Raw genomic sequence first — 18,230 nt, forward strand, 5'->3', positions numbered from 1 at the left:
GGTCCCATGCAATATTGCTATCCATCCCGATTACCTTCGCGTTGAATGACAGCCGTTCTCGACCACCCCGCGATCAGGTTGGGCCTATTATTACCAGACATATTTTTGTCCGTAATTACCCTGCTGGGTTACCCTCATCGGAGCACGCATGGAACTCGAATGGCGCGATCTGGCCTTTCATCGCGAGATCGGCGCGGTTATCGAAGCCCTCGATAGCACGCAATTCTGGACTCGCCTCACGCGCGCGCTCGAACGTTATGTCGCCTTCGACAATTGGGTCGCATTGCGCTTCACAGCGGGCGAGGCACCGCTCGTGTGCGCCGAATCGCCGATGCCGGACGGCACCGTCGACACGATGTTCCAGGACTATCTGGCTGCGCTCTATCAACTCGATCCGTTTTATATCGCCGCCACCGAGAAACCCGCATCGGGCTTCGTCACGCTGGCCGATGTCGCACCGGACAACTTCTCGATGACCGATTACTACCAGCGGTACTTCAGAAAAAATATCGTCGGCGACGAGGTGCACTTCAACTACATGATCGACGCGCAACACACGCTCGCCTTTTCGCTCGGCGCGACGCATCGTTATGCCGAGCGCGATCTGGCCGTGCTCGCGCTGTGCGCGCCGTGGGTAATCGCGCTGCTGCGGCAACGCTTGCCCTACGAAGCATTCCACGCTGCGCAGCCAGCCTCCAACGAAGCAGTCGCCGAGACGGTCACGGAATCGCTCGCCGCCACCGACGCCCCCGCCTACGCGGCGCGCTTCGAGCAGGTCGCGTCGGCGGGCGGCCGCGCCTCGCTCACCGCGCGCGAAGTGGAAGTGGCGATGCTGACCTTGAGCGGATTTTCGACGCGCGCCATCGCGGAGAAACTGGCGATCTCGTTCGAGACCGTGCGCGCGCACAAGAAACACATCTATACGAAACTGAACGTCAATTCACAGTCGGAACTGTTCGCGCTGTTCTATGAAGCGGGACGCCAGGGCGCATAACGTCCCGCTCTTTTCTCGAAAGGTTGCGCTAGCGCTGCGTTCTCCGCGCTCTATCAGGAACCGCATGCAGCGCAGCCGCCTTGCGCCTTTTCTTCATAGCGGTCGTGATGCCTGACCCAGTCGGTCAGATTGCTGTCTTCATTGCGGCCCTTCGGCGTGACGTCGAGATGCGCATAGGTATTGATGAAGCGTTCGTCACCGCGTCCATAGCAGGAATACGTGTGATACACGTCGCCGTTCTCGTCCTTGTAGAAGACACTATGGCCGTGTTGTTCGTCGATGCCGACATCGTCCTCGGTGAAGTTGTAGAACGCTTTCTTGCTCGCCAACTCTTCCGGGGTGAACGACACGTGATAATCGAAATTGAAATCACTGCCGTTCGAGGACACCCAAGGGAAGGTCCAGCCCATGCGTTTCCTGAAGCTCTCGATCTTCGCGAGCGGCGCACGCGACACCGTCACGTAAGACACATCGTGATGTTCGAGATGCGTGACGATCCCTGTCATGTGATCCGACAGGAACGAGCAGCCGACGCAGCCCTCCTCCCAATCCGGGCCCAGCATGAAGTGATAGACGATCAACTGGCTGCGCCCGTCGAACAGATCGGCAAGCGTCTTGCGGCCTTGCGGCGTATCGAAGGTATAGGTCTTGTCGATCCTGACCCACGGCAGCGCGCGGCGTTTGCGAGCAAGTTCGTCGCCGGCGCGCATGTGCGCTTTTTCTTCGGCCAGCAATGCCCGGCTGGCAGCCAGCCATTCCTCCTGCGAGCCAATACGGTGTTGCGGTTCCATCTGCGTCTCCTTTGCCTGCGTCGTGCAGGTCAAACAGCACACCCCGAAGGAATTCCCCGTGGGGACTTTGGGGACATGCAAACCACTCAGGCCACGTAGCGTTCGAGCGAATCGATCCCATCTGTCCAGCCGCGACGATGATCTTCGCGCTGAGCTTCGTCGGCAAGACGTTCATGTGTGAGCGTGAGCCACGTGCCGTCACCGTCCGGCTCCAGCAGCAACGTGACCTGCGATTCATGCTCCGGGCTATAGCGCCATACCCACGAGAAAACCAGCTTGCGGTCGGGCACCACCTCCAGATACTGACCGTTGACCTCGACTTCGTTGCCGTCCGGCTTGCGATACACGATCGCGTAACGCCCGTCGACGCGCACATCCAGTTCCGCGCGCACGACGTCCGCGCCGCCCGGATGCATCCACGTCATGAATTGCGCCGGTTCCGTCCACGCGCGGAAGACTTTGGCGGGCGCGGCGTTGAGACGCCGCTGGAGGGTGAGGCTGGGCTGGGCGGACATGGGCTTTGCTCCTCTTCGACGAAAGCGGCCAGACGATCGAGTGATTCGGACCAGAAGCGCTGATAGCGGCCAAGCCACTCCATGGCTTCCTCCATCGGCCCGGCGCACAGGCGGCACGCGACCGTGCGGCCGGTTTTGCTGCGCGTGATGAGACCCGCCTCGGACAGCACGTCGAGGTGTTTCATCACCGCGGGCAAGGAGATCGCAAACGGCTCGGCGAGTTCGCTGACCGACAGATCTTTCGACGACAGACGCGCGAGCAGCGCCCGCCGAGTCGGATCGGACAGCGCGGCAAAGGTGCGATTCAATAACGCTTCATCAAACTTAACCATGAGGTTAACTATAGAAACGAAGCGACGAATGTCAAGGACAGGTACGCGTTTTCGCAAAAGCGCACCGCAAGCGGCGTGGGGAGTACGATAAAAAAGATACGCGGCGCACCGCAGATGAAGCCTGCCGCACGCCGCGTCAAGGTGGAGAACAACCGACTACAGGCTCGAGCAATGCGGCCGGTATCGCGCCACGTTGCTCTCGCTTTCCAGCACGAATTCAATCGCTTGAAGCGCGGCGTCAAGCAACGCCCCGCTCACTGCCTGCCACGGTCAGATCGCCCAACCGCCGAGATAGAAGCCGACCAGCACGATAGCGATGGCAACCGTGCCCACGTTCAGCTTGCGGTACTCGCCGCTGACCACACGGCCGATCACGAGCGTCGCGAAGCCGAGCATGATGCCTGTCACGATGTTGGCGGTCAGCACGATGAACACCGCGCACATCAGGCCCGACATGGAGTCGACCATGTCGTCCATATGCAGCTTGCTGACGTTCGAGAGCATCAGCAGGCCGACGTACATCAGCGCGGGGGCCGTCGCATACGAAGGCACGAGGCCGGCGAGCGGCGAGAAGAACATCACCACGAGGAACAGCAGACCGACCACCGCGGCCGCCATGCCGGTCTTCGCGCCGGCGGCCACGCCCACCGTCGATTCGATATACGCCGCCGCCGGTGCGCCGCCGAGCAGGCCCGAGAAAATCGAGCTCAGCGAATCGGCCGTCAGCGCGCGGCCACCGTTGATGATGCGGCCGTTTTCATCGAGTTGCCCGGCTTGCCCCGCGACGGCGCGGATCGTACCCGTCGCGTCGAACACCGCGGTCATCACGAGAGCCAGCACGCTCGGCAGCACTGCCATCGACAACGCGCCCTTGATGTCCATCGCGCCGATCAGCGAAGCGTGACCCGGCGCGCTCAGCGACGGCACGGCGAACACGCCGTGGAACGACACGGCCGGATCGATGGCGAGCGCGATCGCCGAAATCGCCACGATCACGATCAGGATCGAGCCCGGTACGCGGCGGCGCACCAGACCGAAGATGGCCGCGAGTCCCGCCACCGACATCAGCGCCGGCAGCGCCGTGATATTGCCGAGCGACACCGGCAGACCCGCGCCGGGATTCTTCACGACGAGACCCACGTCGTTGGCGGCGATCAGAAGCAGGAACAGGCCGATGCCGATCCCCGTGCCGTGCGCGATGCCTGTGGGCAGATTGCGCAGAATCCATGAACGCACGCCCGTCACCGAGATCGCGGTGAATACGACGCCCATCAGGAACACCGCGCCGAGCGCGACGTTCGGCTGCAGCCCCTTGCCGAGCACGAGGCCGAACGCGGTGAACGCCGTCAGCGAAATCGCGCAGCCGATCGCGATCGGCAGACGCGCCCACACGCCCATCAGCAGCGAGCCGAAGGCCGTGGTCAGACACACGGCGACGAACACCGCACTCGTGTCGAAGCCCGCTTTGCCGAACATGCCCGGCACGACGAACACGGAATAGACCATCGCGAGGAAGGTCGTGATACCCGCGACGATTTCCTGACGCTGCGAACTGCCGCGTGAAGAGATTTCGAAATAGCGGTCGAGAAAGCCCTTTCCGTCGAATGATTCGGCGCCGACTTCAGAAATCGGTTGGGCGTGGGGTTCCATCATGATGAGTGCCTCCTTTATCAGCGTGCTGAAACGGCCGTCGATACGGCCGCCATCAGGTTCGTCTCGTTGCGTTGATTTAATGTGGGATGTGATCTTTTTTTGCTGTCTCGAAATGTAGGGCAACACAAATATGTCTCCCATCGCATGATTGGCATGCCCGACATGTCGCGACGCTTATATCGTTCAGGGGACGGCAAACCCGCTTCATAGCCCGCGCGTTTACACCTACGGTCTGTCACAAAGATGTGAAAGGGTTTTGAGAGGTTCGACGCGTCTCAATGGACCGCGGCCATGCGACCGTGCGAACAATCGGCCCGGTGCGGCATGAACCATGCTTGGGGCAACCTGTCAGACTGCCTGCAAAACCGGAGCCGCCCAACGTCGCGGGTTACACTCTGGCCCGTACCTGTCTTAACTGCGGCGGCCCACGGGCCGTTCGCACCGGCCCATGGAGTCCTTCTTGATGAGCGGCGGTTTTTCGCGTCCTGCCTGGCGTCTCTTGCTTCTTGCTGTGTTCGCGCTTTTCGCGCTGTCCGGTTGCAGCAGCTTGCTGTGGGGTCCGCAGCAGGCGCCGATCGTGGACGCCACGGTGATGCCGGTCGAACCCGCGAGCGCGCCGGTGGCCGCCTCCGCGCCCGAACCGGTCGAGACCGAAGCGGCCGAACCCGAGCAGCCGAGAAAGCCGAAGAAACCGGTCGTCAAGCCGCACAAGGTCGAGCCTCCGCCGCCGGTTGTCACGCCTGCGCCACCGCCTCCCCCGCCCGCGCCGCTGATCGTGCTGCGCACCATCGAGCGCAACGAGGCGCGCGCGCTGCTCGACAGCGAAGTGCAGAAGCCCGACGGCAAAGTGGTCGGCCGCGCGGTCGATCTGATCGCGGACGCCGGCGGCAAGCCGCGCGAAATGGTCGTGAATCTGCAGGGTTTCCTGGGGGTCGGCGACCGCAAGGTGAACTTCCCGTGGGGCGCGTTCCGCTTCACGCCGACTGCGAAAACCGCGCCCATCACGCTCAACGCCGCCGCGATTCCGGCGAATGCGGCCAAAGCCGCTGCCGTTTTGCAATTGCCGCTGATCGACGCCACCGTCGAGCGCTCGAACGGCGCCAAGGTCGGCCGCGTGATCGACGTGCTGATCGACGCCAACGCACAGCCGCAGGCGGTCGTGCTCGACGTCAACGGCATGGTCAGCACCGAACGGCGCACGATTGCCGCCAGTTGGTCGGCGCTGCGCTTCGTCACCAAAGACAAGGAGCTGCATCCGCTACTCGAGTTGAGCGATGCGCAGATAAACGCAACGCCGCCTTATGCGAGCGACAAGCCGATCCGCGCGGTGTCGCCGGCGCCGCCTCCCGCGCCGGCGCCTGCCCCTGCTCCGGCTTCCGCGCCCGCCGCCGTTGCGGCGCCTGCGGCCGCGGCCACGACCACGGCGGTTTCCAACGCACGGGCGGCCCGATGACAGGCCGCACACTGGTAACAGCGCGCAGCTTGCGCGCGCTCGATTGGCTGAATTTTTTCGTCGCCAACGTGCAAACAGGGTTTGGACCGTTCATCGCGTCCTACCTCGCCTCGCATAAGTGGACGCAGGGCGAGATCGGCATGGCGCTGTCTGTAGGCACGATCAGCGCGATGGTGAGCCAGGTGCCTGGCGGCGCCGCCGTCGATGCGTTGCGCAACAAGAAAGGCGCGGCCGCCTGGGCGATTTTCGCGATCATCCTGAGCGCGGTGCTGCTGGCTGTCAGTCCGACGGTGCTGCCGGTGATCGCCGCCGAGGTGTTTCACGGCTTCGCGAGTTGCATGCTGACGCCGGCGCTCGCCGCGATTTCGTTCGCGCTGGTGGGACGGGCGAATCTCGGCGACCGGCTGGGGCGCAATGCGCGCTGGGCGTCGATCGGCAGCGCGGTCGCGGCCGGACTGATGGGCCTGTTCGGCGAGTACTACTCGCCGCGCGCGGTGTTCTGGCTGACCGCCGCGCTCGCCGTGCCCGCCCTCTTCGCGCTGACGATGATCCAGCGCACCGACACCGTCGAATTACCGAAGGCCGCGCCGACGCCGCAGCAGATCGAGCGGCGCGAGAGTCTGCGCGAGTTGCTGCGCGACAAGCGGATGCTGCTGTTCGCGGCGTGCATCGTGCTGTTCCATTTGTCGAATGCGGCGATGCTCAATCTTGCCGCCGGCGAAGTGACGGCCGGCATGGGCGACAACGTGCAACTCGTGATTGCGGCGTGCATCATCGTGCCGCAGGCGATCGTGGCGATCATGTCACCGTGGGTCGGGCGCTCGGCCGAACGTTGGGGACGTCGGCCGATTCTGCTGCTCGGGTTTTCAGCGCTGCCGATACGGGCGTTGCTGTTTGCCGGAATCAGCAGCCCTTATTTGCTCGTGCCGGTCCAGATGCTCGACGGTTTGAGCGCCGCCGTGTTTGGGGTGATGCTGCCGCTGATTGCCGCCGATGTGGCCGGCGATAAGGGACGCTATAACCTGTGTATCGGATTGTTCGGGTTGGCGGCCGGGATTGGGGCTACGTTGAGTACTACGGCGGCTGGGTTCGTGGCCGATCATTTTGGGAATGCCGTGAGCTTTTTTGGTCTCGCCGCGGCTGGGGCGTTGGCTGTTTTGCTCGTGTGGGCGGCCATGCCGGAGACTCGCGAGGCGGCTGCTGACGGGGAAGCGCCGGTGGCGGATGGGGAGAAGTCGGCGGCTCGGTGATGGTGGTGCTTTTTTGCCTGGCGGCGGTTTGTTTTTTTGTTGTGGTTTTTGGGTGTTGGCCTTTCCTTGCTTTGTTAGTGGTCTATTGGCGTTGCCCCTGTGCGGGGCGGCACCTCCTTTCTTTGCCGCGGCAAAGAAAGGAGGCAAAGAAAGCCGCTTTACACCGCCAGCTCATAAGCGGGTCTCCCGCACAGCCACGGTAGTGGTGCATCTGGAATCCGTGCTCTCGCACACTCCGCGTTTGTGACAAGGCCGTCATTCTTCCGGCGGCGCTGCGCGCGCCGTCGCGGTAGTTCGGCAAAACGTTTGTAGTTCAGGGATCGGTCTGCGATGCGCGGCCGCGATTTTTTGATCTCTTTCGGCGGCCACAATAGTTAGGAGAACTGAGCGCGAATAGAATTCATCGCTTCTTTCCTAATCGGATTCGCCATGGTGGCTGCCGTCTCCGCGGCAGTCGCCAGCTTGGCAAGAGGATCTGGATTGACGACGCTCGCAAGGAAAACTGACGAGATTCTGGCTGCTTCGCGGGCTGATCGCGGGCCTTCAACCGATGGCGCCTGCATCGGTATAGGCACGAATGACCGCGACGGCGCGCGCAGCGCCGCCGGAAGAATGACTGCCTTGTCACAAGCGCCGAATGTGCGAGGGCACGGATTCCAGATGCACCACTACCGTGGCTGCGCGGGGGACCCGCTTATGAGCTGGCGGTTCAAAGCGGCTTTCTTTGCCTACTTTCTTTGCCGCGGCAAAGAAAGTAGGTGCCGCCCCGCACAGGGGCAACGCCAATAGACCACTAAGAAAGCAAGGAAAGGCCAACAACCAGAAGCCCACAGCCCCGAAAACCAAAACCAAAAGAAAAAACCACTACCCAATATCCCGCCCAGCAGTCTCCCGCATAAACGGCAACGGCAACAAGGAAACCACCCCACACCCAATCAGATACCAAGCCGGCGCGAGATTACTCCCGGAAACCTGAATCAACCAGGTAGCAAAAAACTGCGCAAACCCACCAAAAATAGAAACCCCGAGACAATAAACAATCGACATCCCGGTAGCACGAATCTCACGCGGAAACATTTCCGGCAACATGACGATATTAGGCACCGCGGTAAACGCAACCAGCACACCCAGCACCGCCACCACCGACAACAAAACCGGCACCGTAGGCGAAGCATTGATAATCATGAACGCAGGATAAACAGCCACGATCAGCAGCACACGAGAAACCCACAACACGCGCTTACGCCCAACACGATCCGACAACGCGCCAGCAAAAGGCGAGCAGATCACCGTCACTACCGCAGCACTCCACGCGGCCCAGAGCGCCGACGACATCGGCAAATGCAGAATCCGGATCGCGTACGTGGACAGATAAAACAGCACGATATAGTTCGCCGCCGTACCGCCGATCGTCGTCAGAACGCCCGTCGTAATCACGCCGGAATGCTCGCGAAACAGCTTGCGCACCGGCTGCGAGGCGGGCTGTAAAGCCGCCGCACTCCCGCCTGAGTGCGGCGCCGAGCCGTCTTCGATACCCGGCAGCGTCTCATCCAGATGCCGCCGGATATAGATGCCGATCGGCCCCATCGCCATGCCGATCACGAACGGCACGCGCCAGCCCCAGCTCTCCAGCGCCGCGGTCGAAAGCGCCGCCGCCAACGCGACACCCAGCAGCGATCCGCACACCGTGTTCAAGCCCTGGCTCACGAACTGCCAACTGCCGTAGAAGCCGCGCGTTTTATTGCTACCGTATTCAAGCAGCAGCGACGTCGATGCACCAATCTCACCACCCAGAGCAAAGCCCTGAATCAGCCGCGCGAGAATCACCAGCAGCGGCGCAGCGACACCAATCGCCGCATAAGTCGGCGCGAACGCGATGATCGCGGAACCGAGCGTCATCAGCCACAGGGTGAGGCTCATCGCGGCCTTGCGGCCCGCGCGATCGGCATACGCCCCGAGCACGATGCCGCCCACCGGCCGCATGATGAAACCCACGCCGAACGTGCCGACCGCAAGCATCAGTTGCGCAAGTTGCCCTTCCACCGGGAAATACAGCTTGCCGATGATCGTCGCAAAGAAGCTGTAGATCGTGAAGTCGAAAAACTCGAGACCGTTGCCGAGCGTAATCGCGGCAATCGCTTTAGCGTGGCTCGCGCGCCTCGCCGGTTGCGCTGCCGTCGCACTCTGCATGCTCAACGCTTCGGTGCCCGCGGGTTGCGGTGTGGCGGAATAGTCCATCTGTGTCTCCGTGATGTGCTTCCTGCAGATGCGCGGCTTGACCCGCCCATGCAAACGCTGCTGCGTCAGACCAGAAACGCCTGCGCGAGTCTCACCCAGTAAGCCGCGCCAGTGGCGAGGCAATCGTCGTTGAAGTCGTAGCCGGGGTTGTGGACCATGCAGCCGCCCTCGCCGTCACCATTGCCGATGATGAGGTAGCTGCCGGCGCAACGCTCCAGCAGGAACGCGAAGTCTTCGCTGCCGGTGAGCGGCTGCATATCGGCGATCAGGCCGCCTTCGCCGAGCCAGTCGAGCGCGACTTGCCGCGCAAGACCGGTCATTGCCGCGTCGTTGACGAGAACCGGATAGCGGCGCTGATAATCCACATGCGCCTGCGCGCCGAACACGGCCGCCTGGCCGCACGCCACCGCCGTGATGCGCTCCTGCAAGTAATCACGTACCTCGGGTTTCAACGCGCGCACCGAAAGACGCATCTCGGCCGTCTCCGGAATCACGTTCGGCGCTTCGCCCGCGTGAATCGCGCCGACGGTAATGATCGCCATATCGAGCGGCGCGATGTTGCGCGAGACGATGGACTGCAACGCGAGCACGATTTGCGCGCACACCACCACCGGATCGACCGCCTTATGCGGCACCGCGCCATGACCGCCGCGCCCGGTCACCTTGATGATCACCGTATCCGACGAAGCCATGAAAGACCCGGGCAGGAAGCCGAACTTGCCGGTCGGGAAACCCGGCATGTTGTGCATCGCAAACACGGCGTCGCACGGAAATTTGTCGAACAGGCCGTCTTCGAGCATTTTTTTCGCGCCGGCCAACCCTTCTTCAGCGGGCTGGAAAATCAGATTCAACGTACCGTCGAAGCACTTTTCCTGCGCCAGATGTTTGGCCGCGGCGAGCAGCATGGCCGTGTGACCGTCATGGCCGCATGCGTGCATCTTGCCGGGCACCTTGCTCGCGTACGGCAGTCCGGTGGTCTCGTGAATCGGCAGCGCATCCATGTCGGCGCGCAGCCCCAGTTTGCGCGTGCTGGCGCCAACTTTCAGTTGCCCGACAACACCCGTTTGACCCAGCCCGCGGTGCACGGTGTAGCCCCACTCCTGCAAGCGTTCGGCGACCAGATCGCCGGTGGCGAACTCTTCGTAAGCCAGCTCGGGCTGCGCGTGAATGCGGCGGCGCAGCGCGATCATTTCGTCTTCGAGTTCGGCGATGCCCGCCGGAATGGCCATGGTGTTCACGTCGTGTCTCCATCAATGAAAGCGTGAACCCAGCATAACGACGCCGATTTTCCAGCGGCAGGCGTAGAATCGTTGCGGCAGCAACCGCTGGTTGCCACCCTATTCGCTCATTGTCAGATGAAACTGCATCAACTCAGCACATTAGCGGCGATTGCCGATACTGGAAGTATCCGGGCCGCCGCCCGTTCGCTCGACCTGTCGCCCGCTGCCGTGACCAAGGCCATGCGCGAACTGGAAGCCGATCTACAGGCGCCGCTGGTGGTGCGCAGCGCAAGCGGCGTCGCGTTTACCGAGTTCGGCCGCGCGCTGGTCGTGCATGCGCGCGTGGTGCTCGGGCAATTGCAGCGGGCGCAAGCCGAGATCGAAGCGCTACGCGGCGCCGCCGCGGGCAAGCTGTCGATCGGCGTCACGCCGTGGGTCGCGCTGACGTTTCTGCCGCTTACCGTGCAGCGGTTCCGCCAGCGCATGCCGGAAGTGCAACTGGAATTCTTCGAAGGCTTGCTCGCGGTCGTGCAGCCGCGTCTGCGCGACGGCAGCCTCGATTTTTCGATTGGTCGGCCGCCGCCCGCGTCGCCGCAATCGGAGTTTCACAACGTGCCGCTGTTCTCCACGCATTCGGCCGTGGTCGCGCGGCGCGATCATCCGAAAGCCGGTTGCCGCACGCTGCTCGAACTGGAAGACGCGGAGTGGGTATTGAACTGGGACCCGGCAAGCCGCGAGTCGATCTCGGACAATGTGTTCCGCAAGCGCGGCATGCAGGTGCCGCACACCATTCATCTGGCGCACTCGCTGGCGGTCGTGCTGGGTTTGCTCGCGCGCACGGACATGCTCAGCATTTTTCCGTGGCCGCTCGTTGAAGTGACGCTCGCGAAGGAGCAGTTGTGGGCGCTGCCGCTGCGAGAGACGGTCGACGAAACCATTGTCAGCATCACGTCACGCCGCAGCGCGCCGACGAGTCCGGCGGCCGCGTGCTTTCTCGAATGCCTGCGTGAAGTCATAGACGAAGGAGCGCGCTCGCAAGATGCCGAGCAGCGCCGCTTGTTTCATTCGATCGAATTGCTGCTTTAGTCGCGGCATGCGTGGGAGCATGCCGCTGCGCACACTCAGGCGCCGTAACCGACCACGCCCTTGATCTCCAGAAAGTCTTCCAGACCGAACTCGCCGTACTCGCGGCCATTGCCCGATTGCTTGAAGCCGCCGAACGGCGCGTCGGGATTGTAGTCCGCGTAGTTCAGATAGATCGTGCCGGTGCGCAGGCGCTTCGCCACCGCGCGGGCGTGCTCGAGCGAGCCGGATTGCACGTAGCCGGCGAGACCGTAGAGGCTGTCGTTGGCCATCGCGATGGCTTCATCTTCGGAGTCGTATGCGAGGATCGACAGGACGGGTCCGAAAATTTCCTCACGCGCGATCGTCATCTCCGGCGTGACCTTGCCGAATACCGTCGGCCGCACGAAGTAGCCGTTCTTCGATCCTTCCGGACGGCCCAAGCCGCCGGCCACCAGCGTGGCGCCCTCTTCCATGCCCACGCCGATCAGCCGCTGGATCTTGTCGAACTGCTGCTCGCTGATCACCGGCCCGAGATCCGTATCCGCCGCATTGGCAGGACCGACGCGCAGCGCTTCGGCGGCCTCTTTCGCATAGGCCAGCGCTTCGGCTTCATGCGCACGCGGCACGAACATGCGCGTGGGCGCATCGCACGATTGGCCGCTGTTGTCGAAACAGGCACGCGTGCCACGCATGACGGCTTCTTTCAGGTCGGCGTCTTCGAGAATCAGGTTGGCCGATTTGCCGCCCAGTTCCTGATGCACGCGCTTGACCGTATCCGCCGCGGCCTTCGCGACCAGCACGCCCGCGCGCGTCGAACCGGTGAACGACATCATGTCGATGTCAGGATGCGACGACATTGCTTCGCCCACGGTGCGGCCCTCGCCGTTCACGAGGTTGAACACGCCGGCCGGCACGCCCGCTTCGTCGAGGATCTCGGCGAAGATGATCCCCGACAGCGGCGCCAGTTCCGACGGCTTGAGCACCATCGTGCAGCCTGCCGCGAGCGCGGGCGCAACCTTGGTGGTGATCTGCAAAGCCGGCCAGTTCCACGGCGTGATCAGCCCGCACACGCCCACGGCTTCCTTGCGGATCAGAATGCCGTTTTTCAGAGACTCGAACTCGAACGTGTCGAGCGTGCGGATCATCGTTTCCAGATGCGCGACGCCGGTCCACGCCTGCGCGTCGTTCGCGTACTGGAGCGGCGCGCCCATCTCGCGGCTGATCGCATGCACCATGTCGTCGTAGCGCTTGCGATAGACGTCGAGGATCGCTTGCAGCAGATCGATGCGCTCCGCGATCGTCGTTTCGCTATAGGCGGGAAACGCGCGCTTCGCGGCCGCGACGGCGCGATCGACATCCGCCGCGCTGCCGAGTGATATCTGCGCGAACGCGGTGGCGGTGGACGGATCGATAACGTCGAGCGTGGCGGCGTTGGCCTGCTCGATCGACCCGAGCGGCTCGACCCATTGACCGTCGATATAGAACTGCTTGGCGTGTTGCATGAGGCTTGTCCTTTACGTGAATGTTTCAGGTCAGACGGGGGGCCAATCGCACCCGCGGCGGCGTCACCCGCTTTACATCGACGCCGCTCAATCTGAATGTCTTCAAATCGAAATTCATCGCTACGCAGCTTTGGCTCAGACTCCGGCTTCGAATCCATTTTTCGCATCGACTCAACGATAGCGACATCGATCCATTCCACCAGGAGAGACACATGAGCACCACTTTCACCCGCATCGACGCTAAAGGCCCAGGCGCATCCGGCCTGAACCCGGCCCTGCACGATCCGGCCGACGTCATTCTCGAAGGCGCCAGGGCACCGCACGCCCTCAATGCTTACTCCGACGCCACCAACATGTTGTCCGCCGGCGTGTGGCAATGCGATGCGGGCACGCTGAAGCTGGCCGACCTGCCGATCCACGAAGTCTGCGTGCTGATCGAAGGCGAAGTCGTGATCACCAGCGACGACGGCCGCAGCGAACGCTATGCAGCCGGCGACGCCTTCATCCTGCACAAAGGCTTCTCGGGTACGTGGCACATGCCGGTGGCGACCAAGAAGTACAGCATCGTGTACTGCGGTTGATTCACACTGCATCGCTGCATTGCTTCGTTGCTTCACCTGCAACCGCACCCGCACCTGTACCCGCTAAGGTGCGGTTTTTTTATTCCGGCGGCAACACAAAAAAAACGCGTCCGCCACCACTGCGCGGAAGCCATGGGCTACATCGGAAAACCCAGCGCCTTGATCGAATTGATCCACAGACGCCGCCAGCCGCCGCGATCGTCCGCGCCGTCGAACGCATTGAAAGTGATCTTCGCGGCGATCCAGCGCACGGGTTCCGGCGGTATATACGACGGCCCCTTGCGCGAGATGTCGAGCGACGTGATCACCGTATCGCGATGCCATAGCATGTCGAGCCCCATCTTCGCGCCGAAGCGGCTGCCCGCCACGCCGAAGCCCGTATAACCAGCGACGAACACGCTCTTGCCGCCGTGATAGCGGCGCGCGAACACGGCTCCGCGCGAGCAGTAGTCGATCGGGCCGCCCCATGCATGCGTGAAACGCACGTCGTCGAGTTGCGGGAAGGTGCGGTAGAACGCTTCGGCGAGTTTGTAATAGGTGCTTTCGTCGCGATCGGCTGCGGGATTCGGGTCGCCGCCGAAGTGATAGCTCACCCGGCCGCCAAAGATGATGCGATTGTCTTGGGTGAGCCGGAAATAATTGAGCTGCGTGCGCGTGTCGTAAATGCCCTGGCGATTCTTCCTGCCGATGCGCGCCATCTGCTCTTCGCTCAATGGCGCGGTCGCGATGATGTGATCGCGCACCTGCATCACCCGGCGCTTGATGTCGGTCACGCCGACGTCCGCGGTGCCGGTGCCGAGCAGCACGCGCGGCGTTTCGATGCGGCCCGCCTGCGTGTGCACGATCATCGTCGCGCCGCGGTCTTCGAGGCGCGTGAGCGGCGAATGTTCATGCAGGCGCACGCCGAGTTTCAGCGCCGCGCCCTTCAGCCCCCACGCGAGCTTGGCCGGATGAATCGTGCCGCTGCGGTTGCGTGACCACATCGCACCCGCGAAGAGCGGCGAATCGAGCTGCTCGCGCGCGCCTTCGCTGTCGAGCAACACCACGTCATGTCCATGCGCGATATGCAGTTCGTAGTCACCCTTCAGGTGGCCCAGGTGGCCCGGGTCGACCGCGACGGTCATCTCGCCGTTCCATTCGACATCCGCTTCAATGCCGTAGCGCGTCAACGACGCCTTGAAGCCGTCGAGATTGTCCTGCCCCAGCTTTTCGAGCACGTCGAGGTCTTGCGGAAAGACCCGTGTCGCATTCGGCAGACCGTGCATCACCGAAGTCGAGATGATGCCGCCCGGACGGCCCGAAGCGCCGTAAGCCACCTTGCCCGCCTCGATCAGCACGACGTCGAGCGACGGGTCGGCTTCTTTCGCCTGAATCGCGGCCCATAAACCGGTAAAGCCGCCGCCCACCACGACCAGATCCGCGCAAGTCGGACCGATCAGTTCCCGTTCGACAGCCAACGCGCGCGGATTGTCCAGCCAGAACGGAAATAGCTTTACCCCTTCAAACGCGCGCTTTACTGACTCGCTCATGCTGTTTGCCTGCCTGATTTGAAAACCATTACTCGTACCGCACGATTCTGCACGCATCGGCGCGCGCTTCAACCTGCGTCCTGCGTGTCCAGCACCGCTTCTTCACGTTCCGCACGCGTGGCGCGCTGCGCTTTCGCCTGCCCTTGCGCGGCTGCTTTGAGCCGGCTCGCCGGGACCACCGGATGCACGTTCATATTGCGCTGCGAACCCGCACGCAACCAGCGTCGGCCTTGCGGTCCGTACACGCCGTCCGGCTCCGGGAAACACTGCAGCAACGTGAGGTAGAGCGTGCAGGCCAGCGTCAGCGAAACCGGCATGCTGATGTCGAGGCCGCCGGCGAGCTGCCCGAGCGGGCCCACGAACTGATCCGGCAGATTGACGAAGCACAGGCCGATCACCGCGCTCGGAATCCACGCGCCCATCGCGCGCCAGTTCCAGCCGTGCGTGAACCAGTAGTGGCCGCCTCGACCGCCGCGATTGAACACCTGCAAATCGTCGGACAGGTAGAAGCCGCGCCGGGTCACGAAACCGATGATCATGATCATCATCCATGGGGAACTGCAGACGTTGATCAGCACCGAGAACGTCGACACGCTTTCCACCAGATTGAACGCGAAGCGGCCGAGAAAAATGAAGCCGATTGCGAGACTGCCGATCAGCAACGTGGCGCGCACACGGTTCAGGAATGTCGGAAACATGCTCGACATGTCGAGCCCGGTGCCGTACAGCGCCGTCGTGCCCGTCGACATGCCGCCGATGATCGCAATCAGGCACACCGGCAGAAAGAACCAGTTCGGCGAGATCGCCAGCAACCCGCCCACGTAGTTATTCGACGCGATGAAATCCGGCGCCTTGCCGGCGATGATCGTCGCCGTGGCGAGGCCGAAGAAGGACGGCACGAAGGTGGCGAGTTGCGCGAGCATCACGGCGAGAATCGTGTTCTTTTTCGGCGTGTCCCGCGGAATATAGCGGGCCCAGTCGCCGAGCGTCGAGGCGAACGACACGGGATTGCTCATCGCGACCAGCACGGCGCTCACGAACGCCGGCCAGAAACCCGCCGAACCGAGCGCGACCTTGCCGGCATACGCACTGTCGAACGGACCGGCGAACGCGGCGATACCGACCACGAACAGCAGGCTCGCGGCCCACACCGCAATCTTGTTGACCCACAGCATGAAGCGGAAACCGTAGATGCACACCGTCAGCACCAGCACCGCGAAAAGACCGTAAGCGAAGCTCAACGTCATCCCGTTGACCGGCAGGCCGAGCAGATGATTCGCGCCGCCCACCAGCGCATCGCCCGAACTCCACACCGCCAGCGAGAAGAACGCGACCGAGGTCAGCAACGCGAGAAACGAGCCGACGATCCGCCCATGAATGCCGAAATGCGCGCCGGAGGAAACCGGGTCACTGGTGCCGTTACGCGGACCGAACAGGCTCATTGGCGCGAGGATGCACGAACCGATCAATACGCCGATCAAGATGGAATAGACGCCCGCCTTGAACGACAGGCCGAGCAGCACTGGAAAGCTGCCGAGCACCGAGGTGGAAAAGGTATTGCAGCCGCCGAACAGCAAGCGGAACAGATCGATCGGCCGCGCATATCGCGAGCGATCCGGAATGCGTTCGAAACCAAATGTTTCGACTTGAGTGATGCTGTTGCTGCTCATTGTCTCCGATTCCTGTAACGGCCAGGTCAATCACAATGGCTCGCCACAGGGGTGCGGCGTCCACTTTTCTCAGATGTCTGGACGCCACTGTAAAGACAATCGCCGCGGGCAAAAATATCGTCCGCCCAACCTTTACTTCGATCGCCGGCGATGTAACGGAAAAGCCTTTTCCCATAAGGCTCTACGGGTACGCCGGAAGGTCGCCTCGCGACTCGCCAGGCGGCACGGCCGGCGCAAACGTCGAAGCGAATAGCGAGAATCGATGCGTGTTACGCGCCGCCCGCCTGACGCGCCTGGCGGCGCTTTTTTGCCGCGGCGACGGTTGGCAGCGGCACCGGCACCGCGCCGGACATGCCGTGCTCGATCAAAAAATCGCGGAACAGACCGGCGACGTGCGGCAAGCGTTTGTCCGACATATGCATCACGTACCAGTCGCGTTCGATCGGATTGGCGGGCAGCGGCAGCAACGCGAGCAGGCCCGCCTGAAACTCCAGCGAACAGGCGTGCAGCGACAGGAACGCGATACCCAATCCAGCCTCCACCAGTTGCTTGATAGCCTCGTTGCTCGACAACTCGGAGCCGATGTGCAGCTTGTGCCCGGCGAGGCGAAACAGATTCTCGACGGTCGAGCGCGTGCCCGAACCTCGCTCCCGCACGAAAAGATTCGCGCTTTGCAGGTCGTCGAGCGACAAACGTTTTTTCTTCATCAACGCGTGCGCGGGCGAGGCGACGAATGCCATTGGATGCCTCGCGAACGCGGTCGCCGCCGTGCGCAATTCGCGCGGCGCACTGCCCATCACCGCGAGATCGATTTCATGCGTAGCCAGCATGCGGATGATGTCGGCGCGATTGCCGACCTTGAACTGCACTTTCACTTGCGGACGCGCTTCGGTAAAACGCACGAGAAACGGCGGGATCAGATACTCGGCCGTGGTGATCGCGCCGATGCGCAGCGTGCCGCCCTGCTCGCCGTGCAACGCGGCCAGATCGTCCGCCGCGCCGTTCCACAGGTCGAGGATTTCCAGCGCATAGCGGGCGAGAATCTCGCCGGCCGCGGTCAACTGCACACCACGCCCCACGCGCTGCAAGAGCGGCGCGCCCGCGGCCTCTTCCAGCAAACGCACCTGGAGCGAAACGGCCGGCTGTGTGAGCCGCAATTCCTCGGCCGCGCGCGACACGCTGCCGAGCTTCGCAACCGTATGCAAGGCCTTCAACTGACGAAACGTGGCGACTTTTAACATAAGTGAAAACCTATATGTTCTTCATAAACATTAAATTGTGCTGCGGTTTCCGCCGATTTTATACTGGCCTCACAGATCAACCGGAAATCTTCGGTATCGCGCTCCACGCAGCGCCATCACCGGCCCGGCAGGAATAACGTTCGGAGGAAAGCGATCATGGTCGGAATCGATCAGCAGGCAGGCGCAACAACGCAGC

15 protein-coding genes are annotated in these 18,230 nt (G+C 62.7%); 5 read left to right on the plus strand and 10 right to left on the minus strand.

Going from position 1 to position 18,230, the window contains the following annotated elements; all coding sequences use genetic code 11:
- Positions 1-148 precede the first annotated feature (148 nt).
- On the plus strand, positions 149-994 hold the full coding sequence (locus P0D68_RS13995; RefSeq protein WP_408296912.1) for a helix-turn-helix transcriptional regulator: 846 nt from the start codon (positions 149-151) through the stop codon (positions 992-994).
- 53 nt (positions 995-1,047) lie between these two features.
- Here the strand turns inward: P0D68_RS13995 and P0D68_RS14000 are convergent, their stop codons facing one another.
- The 4 genes from P0D68_RS14000 to P0D68_RS14015 all read right to left on the minus strand — a co-directional run bounded on the left by P0D68_RS14000 (position 1,048) and on the right by P0D68_RS14015 (position 4,285).
- A complete protein-coding gene (locus P0D68_RS14000) occupies positions 1,048-1,785 on the minus strand; it encodes a DUF899 domain-containing protein (protein ID WP_408296910.1) in 738 nt (245 codons plus the stop codon).
- An 86-nt stretch (positions 1,786-1,871) separates the two neighbouring features.
- Positions 1,872-2,210 (minus strand): SRPBCC family protein, encoded by a 339-nt coding sequence (locus tag P0D68_RS14005; protein WP_408186220.1) that lies wholly within the window; start codon positions 2,208-2,210, stop codon positions 1,872-1,874.
- A complete protein-coding gene (locus tag P0D68_RS14010) occupies positions 2,207-2,689 on the minus strand; it encodes an ArsR/SmtB family transcription factor (protein ID WP_408296908.1) in 483 nt (160 codons plus the stop codon). The genes P0D68_RS14005 and P0D68_RS14010 overlap by 4 nt, the downstream gene beginning before the upstream one ends.
- Before the next feature lie 213 nt (positions 2,690-2,902).
- Positions 2,903-4,285, minus strand: coding sequence for an NCS2 family permease (locus P0D68_RS14015; RefSeq protein WP_408296906.1), 1,383 nt, complete (start codon positions 4,283-4,285; stop codon positions 2,903-2,905).
- 463 nt (positions 4,286-4,748) lie between these two features.
- Between P0D68_RS14015 and P0D68_RS14020 the strand changes: the two genes are divergently transcribed.
- A complete protein-coding gene (locus P0D68_RS14020; RefSeq protein ID WP_091795146.1) occupies positions 4,749-5,738 on the plus strand; it encodes a PRC-barrel domain-containing protein in 990 nt (329 codons plus the stop codon).
- Positions 5,735-6,988, plus strand: a complete 1,254-nt coding sequence (locus tag P0D68_RS14025) for an MFS transporter (RefSeq protein ID WP_091795149.1) — start codon at positions 5,735-5,737, stop codon at positions 6,986-6,988. Before P0D68_RS14020 ends, P0D68_RS14025 begins: the two co-directional genes overlap by 4 nt.
- 864 nt (positions 6,989-7,852) lie before the next feature.
- Here the strand turns inward: P0D68_RS14025 and P0D68_RS14030 are convergent.
- On the minus strand, positions 7,853-9,226 hold the full coding sequence (locus P0D68_RS14030) for an MFS transporter (RefSeq protein WP_408296904.1): 1,374 nt from the start codon (positions 9,224-9,226) through the stop codon (positions 7,853-7,855).
- A gap of 65 nt (positions 9,227-9,291) precedes the next feature.
- Positions 9,292-10,464, minus strand: coding sequence for a M20 aminoacylase family protein (locus P0D68_RS14035; RefSeq protein ID WP_408296902.1), 1,173 nt, complete (start codon positions 10,462-10,464; stop codon positions 9,292-9,294).
- 117 nt (positions 10,465-10,581) lie between these two features.
- On the opposite strand from P0D68_RS14035, the gene P0D68_RS14040 reads away from it, so the two are divergent.
- The gene (locus P0D68_RS14040; protein ID WP_408296900.1) at positions 10,582-11,532 is read left to right on the plus strand and encodes a LysR substrate-binding domain-containing protein; all 951 of its coding nucleotides are present in this window, start codon (positions 10,582-10,584) and stop codon (positions 11,530-11,532) included.
- 35 nt (positions 11,533-11,567) lie between these two features.
- On the opposite strand, the gene P0D68_RS14045 is transcribed toward P0D68_RS14040, so the two are convergent.
- Entirely contained in the window at positions 11,568-13,013 is a 1,446-nt protein-coding gene (locus P0D68_RS14045; RefSeq protein WP_408296898.1) for an aldehyde dehydrogenase family protein, read from the minus strand.
- A 212-nt stretch (positions 13,014-13,225) separates the two neighbouring features.
- Between P0D68_RS14045 and P0D68_RS14050 the strand changes: the two genes are divergently transcribed.
- On the plus strand, positions 13,226-13,594 hold the full coding sequence (locus P0D68_RS14050) for a cupin domain-containing protein (RefSeq protein WP_408296896.1): 369 nt from the start codon (positions 13,226-13,228) through the stop codon (positions 13,592-13,594).
- A gap of 137 nt (positions 13,595-13,731) precedes the next feature.
- Here P0D68_RS14050 and P0D68_RS14055 read toward each other — a convergent pair whose 3' ends face one another.
- From P0D68_RS14055 to P0D68_RS14065, 3 genes are all read right to left on the minus strand, one after another.
- Positions 13,732-15,123 (minus strand): NAD(P)/FAD-dependent oxidoreductase, encoded by a 1,392-nt coding sequence (locus P0D68_RS14055; protein ID WP_408296894.1) that lies wholly within the window; start codon positions 15,121-15,123, stop codon positions 13,732-13,734.
- 68 nt (positions 15,124-15,191) lie between these two features.
- Positions 15,192-16,793: a purine-cytosine permease family protein gene (locus P0D68_RS14060; protein WP_408296892.1), complete on the minus strand. Its 1,602-nt coding sequence runs from the start codon at positions 16,791-16,793 to the stop codon at positions 15,192-15,194.
- Positions 16,794-17,062: 269 nt separating this feature from the next.
- Positions 17,063-18,034: a LysR family transcriptional regulator gene (locus P0D68_RS14065; protein WP_408296890.1), complete on the minus strand. Its 972-nt coding sequence runs from the start codon at positions 18,032-18,034 to the stop codon at positions 17,063-17,065.
- Positions 18,035-18,230 lie beyond the last annotated feature (196 nt).

This window comes from Paraburkholderia sp. RL17-380-BIE-A, from assembly GCF_046028085.1.
GTDB lineage: Bacteria > Pseudomonadota > Gammaproteobacteria > Burkholderiales > Burkholderiaceae > Paraburkholderia.

Bases quoted from the DNA above. Each gene is read 5' to 3' on its own strand.
- P0D68_RS13995 (WP_408296912.1), top strand. From the start codon at position 149: ATGGAACTCGAATGGCGCGATCTGGCCTTTCATCGCGAGATCGGCGCG.
- P0D68_RS14000 (WP_408296910.1), bottom strand. From the start codon at position 1,785: ATGGAACCGCAACACCGTATTGGCTCGCAGGAGGAATGGCTGGCTGCC.
- P0D68_RS14005 (WP_408186220.1), bottom strand. From the start codon at position 2,210: ATGACGTGGATGCATCCGGGCGGCGCGGACGTCGTGCGCGCGGAACTG.
- P0D68_RS14015 (WP_408296906.1), bottom strand. From the start codon at position 4,285: ATGATGGAACCCCACGCCCAACCGATTTCTGAAGTCGGCGCCGAATCA.
- P0D68_RS14020 (WP_091795146.1), top strand. From the start codon at position 4,749: ATGAGCGGCGGTTTTTCGCGTCCTGCCTGGCGTCTCTTGCTTCTTGCT.
- P0D68_RS14025 (WP_091795149.1), top strand. From the start codon at position 5,735: ATGACAGGCCGCACACTGGTAACAGCGCGCAGCTTGCGCGCGCTCGAT.
- P0D68_RS14030 (WP_408296904.1), bottom strand. From the start codon at position 9,226: ATGGACTATTCCGCCACACCGCAACCCGCGGGCACCGAAGCGTTGAGC.
- P0D68_RS14040 (WP_408296900.1), top strand. From the start codon at position 10,582: ATGAAACTGCATCAACTCAGCACATTAGCGGCGATTGCCGATACTGGA.
- P0D68_RS14045 (WP_408296898.1), bottom strand. From the start codon at position 13,013: ATGCAACACGCCAAGCAGTTCTATATCGACGGTCAATGGGTCGAGCCG.
- P0D68_RS14050 (WP_408296896.1), top strand. From the start codon at position 13,226: ATGAGCACCACTTTCACCCGCATCGACGCTAAAGGCCCAGGCGCATCC.
- P0D68_RS14055 (WP_408296894.1), bottom strand. From the start codon at position 15,123: ATGAGCGAGTCAGTAAAGCGCGCGTTTGAAGGGGTAAAGCTATTTCCG.
- P0D68_RS14060 (WP_408296892.1), bottom strand. From the start codon at position 16,793: ATGAGCAGCAACAGCATCACTCAAGTCGAAACATTTGGTTTCGAACGC.
- P0D68_RS14065 (WP_408296890.1), bottom strand. From the start codon at position 18,034: ATGTTAAAAGTCGCCACGTTTCGTCAGTTGAAGGCCTTGCATACGGTT.